The sequence below is a fragment of the Enterococcus eurekensis genome, from assembly GCF_042654605.1.
Taxonomy (GTDB): Bacteria; Bacillota; Bacilli; order Lactobacillales; family Enterococcaceae; genus Enterococcus_I; species Enterococcus_I eurekensis.
Map to the genome: position 1 here is coordinate 26526 of NZ_JBHSGT010000043.1, position 16186 is coordinate 42711.

At 38.4% G+C, this 16186-nt stretch carries 19 protein-coding genes; 17 read left to right on the forward strand and 2 right to left on the reverse strand.

Annotation, left to right across the window (positions count from 1 at the left end; genetic code table 11):
* Positions 1–61 precede the first annotated feature (61 nt).
* From ACFO3L_RS06630 to ACFO3L_RS06680, 11 genes are all read left to right on the forward strand, one after another.
* On the forward strand, positions 62–1288 hold the full coding sequence (locus tag ACFO3L_RS06630; RefSeq protein WP_379965065.1) for a hypothetical protein: 1227 nt from the start codon (positions 62–64) through the stop codon (positions 1286–1288).
* A 251-nt stretch (positions 1289–1539) separates the two neighbouring features.
* Positions 1540–2211, forward strand: a complete 672-nt coding sequence (locus ACFO3L_RS06635) for a glycerophosphodiester phosphodiesterase (protein ID WP_379965067.1) — start codon at positions 1540–1542, stop codon at positions 2209–2211.
* The gene (locus tag ACFO3L_RS06640) at positions 2177–3013 is read left to right on the forward strand and encodes an ABC transporter permease (protein WP_379965069.1); all 837 of its coding nucleotides are present in this window, start codon (positions 2177–2179) and stop codon (positions 3011–3013) included. The genes ACFO3L_RS06635 and ACFO3L_RS06640 overlap by 35 nt, the downstream gene beginning before the upstream one ends.
* Positions 3014–3030: 17 nt before the next feature.
* Complete coding sequence (locus ACFO3L_RS06645) at positions 3031–3990, forward strand: ABC transporter ATP-binding protein (RefSeq protein WP_379965071.1); 960 nt, start codon at positions 3031–3033, stop codon at positions 3988–3990.
* A 10-nt stretch (positions 3991–4000) separates the two neighbouring features.
* Complete coding sequence (locus tag ACFO3L_RS06650; protein ID WP_379965073.1) at positions 4001–5164, forward strand: extracellular solute-binding protein; 1164 nt, start codon at positions 4001–4003, stop codon at positions 5162–5164.
* Positions 5161–6072 carry an ABC transporter permease gene (locus ACFO3L_RS06655; RefSeq protein WP_379965075.1) on the forward strand — a complete coding sequence of 304 codons (912 nt, stop codon included), beginning with the start codon at positions 5161–5163 and terminating at the stop codon, positions 6070–6072. The genes ACFO3L_RS06650 and ACFO3L_RS06655 overlap by 4 nt, the downstream gene beginning before the upstream one ends.
* A gap of 72 nt (positions 6073–6144) precedes the next feature.
* Positions 6145–6600: a hypothetical protein gene (locus ACFO3L_RS06660; RefSeq protein ID WP_379965077.1), complete on the forward strand. Its 456-nt coding sequence runs from the start codon at positions 6145–6147 to the stop codon at positions 6598–6600.
* On the forward strand, positions 6597–7559 hold the full coding sequence (locus ACFO3L_RS06665; RefSeq protein ID WP_379965079.1) for a CehA/McbA family metallohydrolase: 963 nt from the start codon (positions 6597–6599) through the stop codon (positions 7557–7559). Before ACFO3L_RS06660 ends, ACFO3L_RS06665 begins: the two co-directional genes overlap by 4 nt.
* A gap of 355 nt (positions 7560–7914) precedes the next feature.
* On the forward strand, positions 7915–8073 hold the full coding sequence (locus ACFO3L_RS06670) for a hypothetical protein (protein WP_379965081.1): 159 nt from the start codon (positions 7915–7917) through the stop codon (positions 8071–8073).
* Between the two features lie 27 nt (positions 8074–8100).
* Positions 8101–8628 carry an ROK family protein gene (locus ACFO3L_RS06675; RefSeq protein WP_379965452.1) on the forward strand — a complete coding sequence of 176 codons (528 nt, stop codon included), beginning with the start codon at positions 8101–8103 and terminating at the stop codon, positions 8626–8628.
* Complete coding sequence (locus tag ACFO3L_RS06680; protein WP_379965083.1) at positions 8573–8809, forward strand: ROK family protein; 237 nt, start codon at positions 8573–8575, stop codon at positions 8807–8809. The genes ACFO3L_RS06675 and ACFO3L_RS06680 overlap by 56 nt, the downstream gene beginning before the upstream one ends.
* Positions 8810–8860: 51 nt before the next feature.
* Here the strand turns inward: ACFO3L_RS06680 and ACFO3L_RS06685 are convergent, their stop codons facing one another.
* Positions 8861–10075, reverse strand: coding sequence for an NAD(P)/FAD-dependent oxidoreductase (locus tag ACFO3L_RS06685; RefSeq protein ID WP_379965085.1), 1215 nt, complete (start codon positions 10073–10075; stop codon positions 8861–8863).
* A 190-nt stretch (positions 10076–10265) separates the two neighbouring features.
* On the opposite strand from ACFO3L_RS06685, the gene folE reads away from it, so the two are divergent.
* The 6 genes from folE (at position 10266) to ACFO3L_RS06715 (ending at position 14996) form a co-directional block, all read left to right on the forward strand.
* A complete protein-coding gene (gene folE / locus ACFO3L_RS06690) occupies positions 10266–10829 on the forward strand; it encodes a GTP cyclohydrolase I FolE (RefSeq protein ID WP_455293575.1) in 564 nt (187 codons plus the stop codon).
* 104 nt (positions 10830–10933) lie between these two features.
* Positions 10934–11068, forward strand: a complete 135-nt coding sequence (locus tag ACFO3L_RS06695) for an SDR family NAD(P)-dependent oxidoreductase (protein ID WP_379965087.1) — start codon at positions 10934–10936, stop codon at positions 11066–11068.
* 498 nt (positions 11069–11566) lie between these two features.
* Positions 11567–11968, forward strand: a complete 402-nt coding sequence (gene tnpA / locus ACFO3L_RS06700) for an IS200/IS605 family transposase (protein WP_379965089.1) — start codon at positions 11567–11569, stop codon at positions 11966–11968.
* A 23-nt stretch (positions 11969–11991) separates the two neighbouring features.
* Positions 11992–13110, forward strand: a complete 1119-nt coding sequence (gene tnpB, locus ACFO3L_RS06705) for an IS200/IS605 family element RNA-guided endonuclease TnpB (RefSeq protein WP_379965091.1) — start codon at positions 11992–11994, stop codon at positions 13108–13110.
* Positions 13111–13175: 65 nt separating this feature from the next.
* Positions 13176–13844 (forward strand): SDR family oxidoreductase, encoded by a 669-nt coding sequence (locus ACFO3L_RS06710; protein ID WP_379965093.1) that lies wholly within the window; start codon positions 13176–13178, stop codon positions 13842–13844.
* 120 nt (positions 13845–13964) lie between these two features.
* The gene (locus ACFO3L_RS06715; RefSeq protein WP_379965095.1) at positions 13965–14996 is read left to right on the forward strand and encodes a M42 family metallopeptidase; all 1032 of its coding nucleotides are present in this window, start codon (positions 13965–13967) and stop codon (positions 14994–14996) included.
* Between the two features lie 181 nt (positions 14997–15177).
* Here ACFO3L_RS06715 and ACFO3L_RS06720 read toward each other — a convergent pair whose 3' ends face one another.
* Positions 15178–16143, reverse strand: coding sequence for a phosphoglycerate dehydrogenase (locus ACFO3L_RS06720; protein WP_379965096.1), 966 nt, complete (start codon positions 16141–16143; stop codon positions 15178–15180).
* Between the last annotated feature and the right edge of the window lie 43 nt (positions 16144–16186).

Genomic DNA, 16186 nt, shown 5'->3' on the forward strand with positions numbered 1-16186 from the left:
GCTAGATAAAAAAGAGGGTTTGAAGTCATAAGTGCTTCAAGTTTAGAAGAGGGAGACGATTATGGAAAAATTTGTTATGGAAAAAAGGATTAAGCATCCACTACTAAGTGGGATCGCAACCGTTGCACTGTTAGTTGCAGTGGCTTCCGTATTTTGGGTTGTGTGGTCACTTGTTTGGAAGATGATTATTTTATTAATTGGCGGCAGTGCAGTGGCTAATTTAAGTCCAGATGTTCAAGCGCACTTCTTAAAAGAATCAGTTGAAGGCACGTTCTTTTGGATGGTCATTTCGACTTGGGTTTGGTTTACGTTAAGTTTAGGAAACTATGGCAAGTATAAGAAAACAACAAAACAGCCAATTGCTGGTTTACGTTACACAGGTTTAGCTTTATTAACTGGTTTTGTCGGCTTTGCAGTGTTTGTATCGCTCTTAGGCATGTGGTGGGAGCCATTTAGTTGGCAAGTCCTATTCCGTCCAGTAGACGACGCACAAGCGCTTTTAGCAATTAAAGGTTGGGCAGCGATTAACTTCTTCGCATTAGCGGTGATCTTAGCACAAATTCCAGTCACAAGTCTGTTTGGCAGATATCCATTCAGTAAACACGCAAAAGATGATTGGGCTGTTAGCTTTGGAACAGTATTCTTTGGATTATTTTTAGCTTTACTTGTTTGGATCTTCTTTATTGTTCCAAGTTTCTTCTCATTACAAATCGACGGAGTGGCGATTACAAGTCAACCATTTGGTGATTGGAGTACCGCGCTTGCTTGGTGTCAGTTGTTTATTTTCTTCTTCTTATTCCCTGCAGAAGGTGGCGAAGGTTACCCGCAAAAATGGATTACAACGAAACAACCTTGGTCAGGTTTCGTAGGACTAGCGATTTCTTTAGCTGGTGCATCAATCATGTTACCAATTTTAAGAAATGTCTTAACGCCATTAGCAGAATCTGCTGGTATCGCACCAGATTTAGCCGTTGCTTCATTTGTTTTAACGATTATTAACGTCATGTTAGCATGGCACCATCATTTTGATGATTATCCAAATCAAGCCCTTATGCCATCTGCTTTAAAACGTATTGCTGTTCAATTTGGCGCAGTAATCATTGTTGGTTCTGTTTTAGGTGTTCTTTGGATTAAATACTTACACATTTGGCCGTTTGGTGCGAACGATCTAGGCTTAGGTTATCCTGTATTAGGAATCTTAGGTGGTCAATTCGTCTACATGATGCCAATGTTATTTATGAATACTTTCTTTGACAAATGGCCAATGGCTAAAAGCGTGAAAGAATAAAAAAATCAATCGCATTCACTATATTTAAGGTGAATGTGGTTTTTTTTTGCATTTTTATTGACAAAAAGGCGACCTTCTCTGAAAAGATAAGAGTCTCAAAATAAAACATAGGCCCCCTTTATGAATAGTATGTATATTTTCATTTCAAGAAATTTACAAAAAAAATTTCAATTTACCGTTCATTTACAATAAATTGAATCAAACTCAATATTACTCTACTAGAGTGGTGATAGAAGAAAGGTGGGAATACAATGACTCAGATAACTGCACATTCAGGCAGTGATGGAACAGCGGATAATTGTTTATCCTTTATTCAGTTTTTTCTCGGTAAGCCAATCGATGCTTTAGAAGTTGATATTCGAAAAAATCATTTAGGTGAACTGGTATTAAACCATGATGCCTTAGAGTTACGAGAGTATCCAAGTTTAAAAGAGGCGTTTTTATTATTAAAAGGTTCAAAAATTTTATTGAATTGTGATCTCAAAGAATCCAATTTGGAGACAGAAGTCGAGCAATTAGCCCGAACCTGTGATTACTGGGATTTTGTTCAGCTTAGTGGCGCGGTTTCAATGGCATTCGTGCAACGATGGCCGGAAAAAGTCTTAGTCAATATTGAAAATACGAATCCAGTCTTTTTACTCGAGGATTGGTATGAATCCGATGTTTTTGAAGCATTGAGCTTTTTGGCGAATCAAGGTGCTAAAGTGATAAATATCCATTATAAGCAGTTAACTAGCAACATTTATCAAAAAGGACGCAGTTTGGGACTGAACTTTTCTGTATGGACAGTCAATGATTTGGATAAGATTCAAGCGTTTCAAGAACAAGGGGTTTACAATATCACGACGCGCTCGGCGTGGGTTTATTTACAATTGAAGGAGGATCAACATGAAGTACTTAAATCCGAAGCGATTGTATCATAGTTTTGGTAAAAAATATTTTTTTGAGACAGTTTTTTTTGCCGTTTTTTTATTGTTCTTTTATGGACCGCTAGTGAATACCTTTATGTTAGCTTTTGCGGAACAGTACCAAGTGCCAAACGTCTTACCAACCAAATTTGGTTTTCAATGGTGGGTTTATATTTTTGAACAAGACAATTTGATTCAATCAATGGTCAATTCCTTTTTAATTGCTTTATTAGCGACAACGTTATCGATGCTTGTTTGTATTCCAGCCGCTTATGCCTTAGCACGTTATGAATTTAAGGGAAAGAGTTTTTTTATGTTCTCGTTTCTATTATCAAATGCCTTCCCTAAAATTGGCTTATACACAGCGCTTGGTATTTTATTTTATAAATTTAATTTGATGGGGACACTCGTTGGCGTTATTATTGTTCACATTTTAAATACAATGATTTTTATGATTTGGATTCCTTCAAGTTCGTTTCAAAAAATTCATGTTCAGCAAGAAGAGGCGGCACGTGATGTGGGTGCAGGCCCATTTCGAACTTTTTTCAAGATTACGTTACCAGCAGCAGTACCAGGGATTGCGGTCTCTGCGATGTACACGTTTTTAGGTTCGTTAGAAGAAGCCCAAGGAACCTTGTTGGTTGGTTTTCCTGAAATTAAAACAATGGCGACGTCGATGTATGGTGTGATTTTAGACTACCCACCAATGGCTGGTGCGGTATTTTCATTAATCTTAATTATTCCAACGATTATTTTATTACTACTTTGCCGTAAAATTTTCGGTAAAGATTTATTTTCAGGTGGTATCTCACTATAAAAGGAGTTAGAAAACTAGTGGAAGAATTTAAAGTACGTATCAAGAACATCTCAAAAGTTTATGACAATGGTGATGGGATTCAAAAGATTGATTTAAATATTCGTTCGGGTGAAATTTTAACTTTATTAGGTCCTTCTGGTTGCGGAAAAAGTACGATTTTACGTTGCCTAGGCGGCTTTCAGCCGATTGATTCTGGTGAAATCTGGATTGATGACAACAATGTAACGGATCTTCCAGCTGAAAAACGTCCAACGAGTATGGTCTTTCAAGGCTACAATTTGTGGAGCCATATGACCGTTTATGAAAATTTAGCATTTGGTTTGAAACTACGTAAGTTCTCTAAAAGTGAAATCAAACAAAAGATAACCGATATGTTGGCATTACTTAAATTATCCGATACAGAAAAAAAATACCCGAGTCAATTATCGGGTGGTCAACAGCAACGCATTGCGATTGGACGTTCGCTATTGTTGGAACCAGCTGTCTTATTACTGGATGAGCCCTATTCAGCCCTTGACGCGAAGATTCGTCAGCAAATGCGCGAAGAACTGAAACGAATACAAGCGGAAACAAAAGTCACGGTCGTTTTTGTGACCCACGATCAAGAAGAAGCGATGTCTTTATCGGATCGGATTGTGGTAATGGAAAAAGGTAAGATTGCTCAAATTGGTACGCCTTCCGAGATTTATGACAACCCGATCAACCGCTATACGGCTTCGTTTATTGGTGAGATGAATTTCTTACCATTAGAAACCGAGCAACTTCAGGCGTTTCGACCAGAAGACGTCTCGTTATCTGAGACAACCGGGGAACATTCAGGTGTGGTGTCGGATATTATGAATGCGGGGCATTATTCGGTCGTTTATTTATTACATAAAGAACAACCGATTAAATTGTATCTCAGTAAAGAGCAAGCCAAACAGTATCAAAAGCAACAAGTTCTCTACTTTACGATTAATAAATTCAAGGTCTATTAGGAGGAAAACAATGAAAACTTGGAAAAAATGGGCAGTACTAGGCATAGTAACGACAATATCTACAGGTATTTTAGCCGGATGTGCATCAAGTGGTAACGCGTCTGAAGAGCATCAAAAAACCGTCACGCTTTGGGCAGGTGGTTCGGATAATGTTAAAGTCGGGATGGAGAAGATTGTTGAAGCGTTCAATAAAAGTGAAGCCGGTAAAGAACATCAATTAAAATTGGAATTTATTATGTCCGGCGCTGGCGCTCAGACGGTTAGTGATCGTATTGTTGCAGCGAAAAAAGCTGGGGAAACAAAGACGAACTATGACTTAATTTTAACTTCGGATGCGGAATACGGTGCGTATATTCAAGAAGGTGGTTCGGATTTATTTACTCCTTATAATGCCGAGAAAATTCCGAATTTAGCTAATGTTCAAACGGAAATTTCAACAGGCAAAGGCACACTTGTTCCTTATCGCGGAACAACCGTTGTCTTAGCTTATAATTCTGAAAACGTCCCGAATCCACCACAAACAGCCGATGAGTTGTACACTTGGATTAAAGACAATCCAGGACGATTTTCTTATAACACACCTGGATCGGGTGGCGCGGGTGGTTCCTTTGTTCAAACGGCAATTTATAATTTCTTACCAGAAGAAGCGATGAATTCTAGTGATGAAAAATGGAAGAGCGAGTGGGAGCAAGGCTTTGATCTATTAGCTGATCTGCACGATTCAATGTATCAAACAGGTGGAAAAGTCATTTATCCGAATAAAAACCAAGGGACGTTGGATTTACTCATTAATGGCGAAGTCGACATGATTCCGACTTGGGCAGATATGATGATTACGAATTTATCGAATGGCATGTTGCCAGAAACGGTCAAAATGACACAAATTGATCCTGGATTTACCGGTAATGTGGATGGATTAGTGATGCCAAGCATCGGTTCGAACCAAGAAGGTGCACAAGCAGTCATGAATTTTATGCTGAGTGAAGAGGCACAGCAAATTTTATTAGACAGTATGGCAGCAATTCCAGTCATTGATAGTACCAACATTACGTCAGAAAAATCCAAATATCTGGCTGAATTAAATGTTGAAAATTTCCGTACCAGTAGTTTAGGAAGCTTAGGCAATGAGTTAAATGAAATATGGGATCAAAAGATTGGAACGTTGTCTAAATGATGCAAAAAGAAGCGATGATTCAAAAGTCGACCATTGAACTGCCAATCAAATCACAGACAAATGAGCTGAAAAAATTTAAAAACGTCAAAAAAATGCTCGTACCTTATCTCTTGTTGTTCCCGGCGTTTAGTATTGTAATGTTATTTATTGTCTATCCAATAGTAACAACGGTCATTCGAAGCTTTCAAGACGGCCAGACCAAGGCTTTTACCTTGGCTAATTATCAGTACTTTTTGACCGATCCGATTCAACAAACCAATCTAATGTACACGTTGAAAATCGTGATTATTACGGTCGTCCTATCCTTATTTTTTGGTTATATTTTAGCCTTATACATTCGTTTTAGCACGTCGAAAATCAGTAAAATTGTTAGTAGTTTGAATTTACTTCCCCGTTTTATACCTGGCTTAGTCGCGGTCTATTCGGTGATTATGGTCATTCGCGATTCAGGTGTCGTCAATCGCGTCAGTAAGCTTTTTGGGATGGATATTAAGTTGGGATGGATGTTTAATGAAACAGGTATTATTATCATGAATTTATGGTTTAATATTCCCTTTGTTTCACTCTTGATTTTAGCAAGTTTATCCGCAATCCAACGTTCATCGATTGAGGCAGCGAAAGATATTGGTGCAAATCCGTGGGTGATTTTCCAAAAAATTATTTTCCCTGTGACTAAAAAAGAAATTTTAGTAGCGATGACCTTTGTATTTATGGGCAATGTGGGTTCCTTTACAACCCCATTTTTAATGGGAGGAAACCATCCAAAGATGTTAGGTATTTCTTTATACGATCAATTTAATAGTTACATGGATTATGAAAGGACAGCAGCCTTATCGGTTATTATGTTTTTAATTTGTTTTTTTTCCGCAGGATTTTATATTGTGAGTAATATGAAAAAGAAATATTAAATAATCAAACAGGCTCGCTAGAATCTTTGGATTTATAGTGAGCCTGTATTTTTTAGGAGGAATATTTAAAAGATGAGTGCGCAAGAAGAAGTACTTTTTCAACAGACCCTGATGTTAACAGAATTAGATAATCAACAACATAAAAAAATAAAGATCTTTCTTGACCAAGACTATGAGGCTCTGCATATAGCCTTCTCCTATAACCCACAAGAGGTGCCAAAAGAATTGGCCATTCGTGTGATTGAAGAGACATTACCCCAATATGATTGGGAGAAAAATTTACAAGCGATGGATTTTTTGCCATTGCAAAATTTGGTTACCATGTCATTAGCTTACGAAGGCGAATATCTCGGATGCCGGCATAATAAAGAAACACAACAAGAGATTCTTATTTCTGAAAAAGAAAGTTCATGGGGCTTTATTCCCCAAAAAGTTTCTAGTGGCCAATGGGAAATCCAGTTGAATTTGCACTGCGTACAATCGGAAGTCACAGTAGAGTTAGTGGTTAAAGGAGTGTTGTCAAAGTGAACTATTATTTAGCCGAGTTGCATTCGCATACACGTCATAGTGACGGGGACTTTTCAACAGCAGAACTGCTAGAACAAGCCCATGCCTTTGGTTACGATATTTTAGCCATTACCGATCATAATACGATGGCGCCAGTTCGAGAATTTGAGTCGCTAGAAATAGGAGAATTACTTGTATTGTCTGGGATGGAATGGACGACTTTTTTTGGTCATTTATTAGTAATCGGTGTAAACCGGGTGGTTGATTGGCGCAAGGCAACGATTGAGACAATTGATGAATCATTAACCGAGGTCAAAGAGGCACAAGGCCTTGCAGGGATTGCCCATCCTTTCTCGATTGGGAGTCCAATCTGTACCGGATGCCATTGGGATTATCATGTCAATGACTATCATTTAGTTGATTTTATTGAGGTGTGGAATCGATTAAACCCAGATGAAGATTATCGTAGTCAATTGGCCTATGAGATGTGGGTCGATTTACTCAATCAAGGCTATCGCATTTCATGTAGTGCTGGGCGTGATTGGCATCGTGAAGAAGCAGCTAAAGACAATACCGCCTTAACCTATATCGGTGCTAGGGAAAAGACGACACAGGCGATTTTAGCCAGTTTGAAAGAGGGAAATTATTATATATCTTTGGGACCTAAAATGACACTTCACTTACAACAAAATGGGCAGGTCTATTACATGGGGCAAGAACTTTTACCAGGAAAAGCTCAACTAGAGATAACGGTGGACGCAACAACACAAGTGAAATTAAAAACGTTTAACTTTAATCCAACGACGGTTGTTTTATGGCAAAACAATCAAATTATCGGCTGTGAAGAAATGGTTATAGGAGAAGCTATTCACCTACCTATCGAACTGGAAAGTGGTTATTTTAGAATCGAAGTATTTGGAACGGGTAAGGGAAAAACCGACAAACGATTGATGATAGGGAATCCTTTTTATATTGCTTAAGAGTATTGAAATTTTAAGATAAATTAACAGAAATATTTAAATAATGAGCTGATCTGCAAAAGTTAGATTTTTAAATCTAACTTTTTTTGGTTACTACGTGACTGTTTTTTGTACTTTATTTTAGCTAGTTTTATCATCATAAATCATTAATGTTTGGTTTTTGTGTCACAATAATTCGGTGGATGAATCCTTGATTGATTCTTGCCGATAGTCACTTTCTTTTTGATTAAAAAAGTTTCATAAATCAATAAAATCTCTTATATAGAACGTGCAAGCGTTTTATTCCCATTACTATCAAGAAATGTTAAAATGAATGGGAATAAAATGTAATTAGTTATTTTAAGGAGGTTATCGCGTGAAAAAATTAATTGGTGTCGATATCGGTGGGACTAAAGTCGCGGTGGGTTTAATTAGCCCCAATGGTGAAGTTTTGGAAGAGTTGATTGTGCCTAGCGATGGTACGAATCGAGAAAAGATGTTTGAAATTGTAGTAGCGGCGATTCAATCTCTGTGAGAAAAGACGAATCTGACGGCGGAAGAAATAGCCCTAGGTGTCGGTGTTCCAGGAATTGTTGACAGTAAAAATGGTATTGTCGTTTTTCAAAATAATTTAAATTGGGAAAATTTTCCAATTCGTGAACGATTACAAGCCACATTCCCAGGGGTTGAAACGATTCGAATGGATAATGATGTGATCCATGCGGGTTTTGCAGAATGGAAGGCATCCGGTCTGTCGGCTGAAGAATCTCTCGTTTTTCTAACGGTTTCAACCGGGATTGCGAGTCCAATTTTTGAAGGCGGTGTACCGACTCGAGGACGTGGATTAGCGGGGGAACTCGGCTTAGTTCCTGTAAGAACACAAGATCGGACGAAAACTGAGCGTTTGGAATTTGTTGCGAGTGGTTCAGCACTACAAGAAAAAGCCCGAGTGCGTTATGGCGACGCGACGATGACAACGGCTTTACTTTTTGAAAATTATGAGAAAAAAGAAGAACAAGCAGTGGCAATCATCGATGATTTTTTTAGATTCTTTAACGCATGGGATTTATGTGATTGTTTCACTGGTTAATCCGACTCAAATTGTCTTAGGAGGCAGTGTGATGATGTTGAATCCGCATTTATTACCGTTACTAAAAGAACGTCTCATTAAAGAAATGTTGCCGGTGCAACAAGAAAGTGTCGCTTCGCTTGTTTTAAGTAAATATGAAAATAATGCGAGTTTGGTAGGTGCCGGTTTATCTGCCTTATAAAAAAAGACAAAAAACAGAGAAATTTTCCTCTGTTTTTTTCTTTTTAATTGCTTATGCTTCTTGAATGGGAATGGTTGAATTTTGGAATTTGACAGGGTCAATTGGCCGATTCTTATCCATTAAAGCCGCGACTTCTTTGCGTTTTTCAGCGTTGTTTGCAAAGAGAATCGCTAACGGCCGCTGCTCGTCATCAAGATAGGCGATGCTAAATTCACGTTCGTCTAATGAGCCGCGAATGACTGCCTGTTTCCAAGACATGGCATGGCCTAAGTATTCAAATGTTTGATCGTATTCATCTGTCCAAAAGTATGGCCGAACAGCATAAGGTTCACTTTCAGGATTAATAATATTGCGAGCGACATAGCGACCATGGGCGCGTGCGTGCTCCCAATGCTCGACGTGAATGAGTTCACCGTGGTAAGGCCAAACCGTACAGTCACCAGCCGCATAAACATCTGGTAGCGAGGTTTGACCGTATTCATTGACGACAAAACCACGTTGGACTTCAAGTTCAGGGTGACTGATGGACGTATTTGGAACGACGCCAATTCCAATAATAACCATTTGACAAGCAATTGTTTTACCACTGGCTGTAACGGCAGCTTTTACGTTGCCGTTTTCATCTTTTTCAAATTCAGTCACATCCTCAGCGGTTAAAATCGTCACACCTCTTGCACGATGCATTTTTGTAAAATAATGCGAAGCTTCGGTACCGATAATTCGGCCAAGTGGGTATTCGGCATGTTCGATAACCGTCACGTTTAATCCGACTTGAGCAAAAGTTGACGCCATTTCTAAACCAATAAATCCAGCACCGACAATGACAACGTCTTTGGTTTTTTTATCCCATTGTTTAATTTTAGAAGCGTCTTTAATATCGCGTAAATAGAAAATTCCTGCGGCATCGACACCTGGAGCATCAAGAATGCGTAAAGTTGAACCAATTGCTAAAACTAATTGATCGTAGGGAATTTCTTCTTTGTTCGCTGTTTGAATTCGATGTTCTTCCGGAAGAATCGCGACGATTTCGGTCGCTAATTTTAGTGTAATGTTTTGATTGTGATAAAAGGACTCATCTTGAAAAACAGGAGGGAGTAAATGATCTTGTGCAAGCATCCAGTCTTTTGACAAAGGTTTGAGGTCGTAAGGGAGACTTGTTTGTTTACTAATCAATGTAATTTTTTCCTCGTAACCTTTTGCCCGTAATTCTTTTGCAACATTATAACCAGCAACTGAGGCGCCAACTATGACAACACCATGGGCCATTTTAATCAACTCCTTAATTAATAATAAAAAAAATGAAGTGTCCGTACTACTTTTAAGTATACTGTTCAAGTGAATTTTTGGTACGTAAAGCGATTGAAAGGCGCATTTCTTTGTGAATGCAGTATTTCGTTCTATAATAAAAAGAAAATCGTATTTTTAATTAAATAATGAAACGAAGAGGTCGAGAGAAATGAGTCGAAATGTAAACGATTACGATAAAGAGAAACAATTATTACAGGCATATTTTCCCTTTATTCAAAAGGATTCTGAGGAAATGACTGACAAATTAGATAAAGTTGTAGCTTTTGAACAAGCTTTACAAGGTTTGATGACGGTCTGTGGCGATGATGCCGAGCGCGAAGGTGTGCTTGAAACACCGTATCGTATGACAAAAGCCCTTTTAGAGTATACCGAAGGCTACCGTGAAGATCCGAAGCAACATTTAGAAAAGACGTTTGATGTGCCTTACCAAGAACTTGTTTTAGTAAAAGATACTGAGTTTTATTCGATGTGCGAACATCATTTGGCGCCTTTTTTCGGGGTGGCACATGTGGGTTATTTTCCAGGTGAAAAAATTACTGGATTATCAAAGATTGCACGAATGGTTGAAGGTTATGCACGTCGTTTCCAAGTTCAAGAACGTTTAACTACCCAAATTGCGGAAGCATTAGAAGAGGTCTTAGCACCGGTCGGCGTGATGGTTGTGGTTGAGGCAAAGCACTTATGTATGTGTAGCCGTGGCGTGAAAAAATAAAGTGCCGTGACATTAACGTCGGCTACGCGTGGGGCTTTTACAACCGATTCGGCTTTACGTGCTGAATTTTTATCACTAGTAAAAGAACACTAGGAGGGCGAGAGATGAGTCAAAAAGTAGCGATAATTACTGGAAGTGCGACAGGGATTGGCAAACGAACAGCGCTAGCTTTAGCACAGGATGGAAATCATGTCGTGATTAATTATAGAATTTACGGGCGAGAAAACCCACTATTTTAATGGTAGGATGATAACCCGTAAACAACCTGTAAGAATGTAGGGAAACTTGCATTTAGAGAATATAGAAAATCTCCTATATTCCAACTAAGAAACTGAATTGCTGGGAATTCGTAAAGCCGATTGAACCACAACGTAGAGATAACCAAACTCAAGCGTGATGGTAGCGAAAGCAGAAAAAATCAATCAGATGACATAAGGTTAAATCCTAAGTGTTTAATAATCGGAAATCAGCAGCCAAGCCTAGAAATAGGAAGGTTCAACGACTATTCCTCTTGAGGGAAGTACACACAAGCGTGTGGAAGTGGTTTCGCCATACTGGGTAAGGCCAATGGATAAGATATAGTCTGTGCTTTAGGGAAAACCTAAAGAAGTTCATCAGAGAACTGCGTAGGAAGTAGCGAACTTACGTGAACAAACTCCACACAAAAAGTCAATAGTTTTAATATTTTAGTGTATATAAATATTGGTTACGTACACGATTTGATGTATAATAAGGTCATGGATAACGATTACAGACATTCGAAAACGACTGTATCGTTAATCAATTACCACTTTGTTTTTTGTCCAAGATATCGCCGGAAAATATTTGTAGATTCCGATGTGGACGCTAGATTTAAATCACTCGTGGCAGAACTTTGCCAAGAAAAAGAGTGGACTATCATTGCAATAGAGACAGATAAAGACCATTGTCATTTGTTTGTGAATGTTCAACCAACGTATTCACCTTCAGATATTATGAAAGTGATTAAAGGAAGAACGTCACGAATATTAAGGCAAGAGTTTGAACACCTAAGCAGAATGCCTAGTGTTTGGACACGCTCCTATTTTGTTTCAACGGCAGGAAATGTATCTAGTGCCACTATCAAGCGATATGTTGAAGATCAAAGAACGAGATATTGATTACGTTAAGGAGGTGTACAGAAGTGAAAAAGGCACATAGAATTCGAATTTACCCTAATGTTAGACAACAGATTCAATTTCAAAAGACTTTTGGCTGTGTTCGTTTCTACTGGAATTTCCTATTAGATCAACGAATCACCAATTATAAGATGAAAAAAGAAAATGCTGACTATCAAGAAGACAAGACGACTTATGCATCATTAAAAAAGACAGATGAGTATTCTTGGTTAAAAGAAGTTGAAGCTCAACCTCTTAGTCAAGTTGCTATGGATTTAAATAAAGCATACAAGAATACATTCAAGTCAAGTTTTGGATTTCCAAAATTCAAAAGTAAGAAGTATTCTAAGAAGTCTTATCGAACAGCTATGGGCATGAAAGTAAATAATAATTACTTTTATGTATCTAAGGTTGGTTGGGTAAAAATGGCTGAAACATTACGCTTCAATGGTAAGTTAATGAATGTGACGATTAGCCAAGCAAAATCAGGTAAATACTTTGCGACGTTCTTAGTTGATACCGAGAATTTTCAAAAGAAACCTATAGATAACACAATCGGATTAGATTTAGGACTTACCCACTTCTGTATAGCTTCCACAGGTGAAAAAATAGACAATAAGAAGTTCTATCGCTCACTAGAAAAACGTTTGATAATCGAGCAACGTAAGCTTTCTAAACGCTTAGAGGTAGCAAAAAAACACAATCGTAAATTAGATGAGTGTAAAAACTACCAAAAGCAAAAACTGAAAGTTGCACGTATTCATGAGAAGATTTCTAATCAGCGAAATAACTTTTTACACCAGTTGTCTTCAAAACTAACTGATGAGAATCAAATCATATGTATTGAAGATTTAAATGTAAAAGGAATGGTTAAGAATCATAAATTAGCGAAATCAATTAGTGATGTATCTTGGAGTGAATTTGTTAGACAACTAACCTACAAGTGCGAGTGGAAGGGTAGAACCTTAATTAAGGTTGACCGTTTCTTTCCTAGCTCACAAATTTGTTCTTCTTGCGGTCATAATGATGGAAAGAAAGAATTGGATGTTCGTGAATGGGTTTGTAGTCAATGTGGAAGGGTTCATGACCGAGATATCAATGCGAGTATAAATATTAAAACCGAAGGACTTTCGGGGATAGCTTAGTAGATTTACGTCCGTTAGGGTGTATTACCTAAGAACCCCATGACTTTAGTCATGTGGAGTGTCAGGTGCATAGTCAGAAAGCCGCTGAAGAAACGGCGGACTTCATTAGACAAACATACGCTGTTCAAGCGTTGGCTATCCAAGCTGATGTTAGTCGGTATGCAGACGTTCAAAAGTTAGTCTCTCAAACCTTGGCGACTTTTGGCAGAATTGATATTTTAGTCCATAATGCTGGCCCTTTTATTAAAGAACAAAAGTTGTTACGTGACTATCAGTTGAGCGAATGGCAAGCGATGGTAGACGGCAATTTGAATAGTTACTTTTATTTACTTCAAGCGATTTTGCCAGAAATGACAAAAAATCATTGGGGGCGCATAGTGATGTTAGGATTCGAGAAGGTCGGTAACGCTCCGGCTTGGCGTTATCGGGCAGCCTATGCAGCGGCTAAAAGCGGGGCGGCTTCACTGACCCGTAGTGTCGCTCTCGAGGAAAGTCGCAATGGCATCACCGTAAATATGGTTTGTCCAGGCGATATAAAAGGCATGTTCAAAGAAATGACGATTCAAGAGGCAAAAAACCAGTCGATTGAGGGAGAAAAGCGCTCTGGATCGGGTGAAGATCTTGCACGAACGATTGTTTTTTTATGTGAAGAACAATCTGATTTTATTACAGGAAACATTATTGAAGTCACGGGTGGCCAAGAAATTTTAGCTAAAAGAAATCAAATGGAATAAAGAGAAAGAAAGCAAGGAATTGTAAAAAATCCTTGCTTTTCTTGTTTGTTTTACATAGGCATCTGATTCGAAGTCGGCTATAATAGAAGGCGTGAAATAGAGAATTCGAGGAGTGTTTTTATGGAAAATTTATTAGAATTAACAAAAGAATTGACGTTGATTCCTTCGCCAACTGGTTATACGCGAACAATTATTGATTATGTAGCCAATAAACTAACAGCAATGGGTTACGAGCCTTCTGAAAATCGTAAAGGTAGTTTAATTGTGACAGTTCCTGGTGAGAATACAAAAGAGCATCGTTTTATTACGGCACACATTGATACATTAGGTGCGATGGTTCGCGGGATTCGTCCGAATGGTCGTTTAAAATTAGACAAAGTTGGCGGCTTTACTTTTAATGCCATTGAAGGCGAATATTGTACGATTCATACGCAATCAGGTAAAGAAATTACTGGTACCATTTTAATGCGTCAAACAAGTGTCCACGTTTATAAAGATGCTGCGACAGCAGAACGCAATCAAGACAATATGGAAATCCGTTTAGACGAAAAAACAACTAACGCAGAAGAAACATGCGCTTTAGGGATTGAAGTGGGTGACTTTATTAGTTTTGATCCACGCACAGAAATTACGGATAGCGGCTTTATTAAGTCACGTCATTTAGATGATAAAGTCAGTGCAGCGATTTTATTGAGCTTTTTAGAAAAAATCAAAGCCAACAATCAAACGTTACCTTATACCACACATTTCCTTTTTTCAAATAATGAAGAGATTGGTTACGGTGGCAATTCGAATATTGATGACAAAGTTGTCGAATACGTGGCAGTTGATATGGGTGCAATGGGCGATGATCAACAAACAGATGAGTACACGGTTTCTATTTGTGTGAAAGATGGATCAGGTCCTTATCATTTAGGGTTACGTAATCATTTTGTTGCGCTGTGCCAAGCCAATAAGATTCCTTATCAATTAGATATTTATCCGTTTTACGGTAGTGATGCTTCAGCGGCAATGCGCGCAGGTGCTGATGTGAAACATGGTCTAATTGGAGCAGGAATTGAAGCCAGTCACGCATATGAGCGGACACATCGTGATTCGATTGAAGCAACTTACCAACTAGTTGAGACCTATTTATTTAGTGAAATGATTTAAAGCTTATACATTATTGATTGAACCCCTTTGGGAGCACATATGAGTATAATGTCGCTTGTGATTGGTATCCACTCTTCTGGAAACTTCTAGAATGACTCGCCTATCAGGTGCAAAACATATAAAAAGAACGTTGGCTGTATAGAAAAGTGTAAAAACCACACACATACAGCACAACGTTTTTTTAATAGCCTGAGGTTAAATCAACTTGGTTACGTGCTAAATCTTGTGTAGCGAGGTAACTCTTTAAATTTTCGGAATAAATCTCACTAATAAGTTTTTGGAAATGGCGGACTAATCCTGAAATATGTGGTGTAATGAGTACATTTTCCATTTGCCAAAGAGGACTGTCAGCAGCTAAAGGTTCTTCTTCAAAAACATCGAGACCGGCAAAGGCAAGTTGTTGAGTTTCAAGTGCACGAATCAAAGCGTCTGTATCGACACTTGGGCCGCGACCGACGTTGATAAAACTTGCGCCAGGTTTGACTTGATTAAAGAAAGTTTCGTTATAGTAATGATGCGTTTCGTTTGTCAGTGGTAAAATATTAACGATAATATCAAAATCGCCTAAATGTTGCTGTAAAGTGTCTTGTCGATAAACAACGTCAAAATGCTCCAATTGGCGACCGCTACGGCTCATGCCAGAAACATTGACACCAAGCCCTTGAACGATGAGTGCCAAACGTTGGCCAATTTTTCCAGGACCGATAATTAACATTTTTTTACCGTTCAGTTCATCATAAGGAACATGCTCGAAGGCGAGCCATTCGTTTTTTTCTTGGGAGCGAATCGATGCTTGAATGCCACGATAACGGGCTAAAAGCATCGCCAGAACAGACTCGGCAATTGGAATGGCATGAATCCCACTCATATTGCTTAGTAAAATGCCTTGTTTATCAAGTGCGGCTAAATCAAGATAATCGACACCCGCACTATTGGCTTGAATCCATTTTAAGGAATGATTTTCTAAAGCTAAAATTTGATTTCCAACTTTAGGGTCCCACCCGAGCATGATTTCGACTTGTGGGATTTCTGCTTCAGAGAGTGGGTTTTCCGCATTACGAAATTCGTAAGTAGGGGCAAGTGCCTGTAAACGTTCTTGATGTTTGGGACGTAAAATAATGGCGGTGTAAATAATTTTAGTAGACATGAGAACCTCCTTTTACTTGTTAATTTAAGTGTAACAAAAAAGT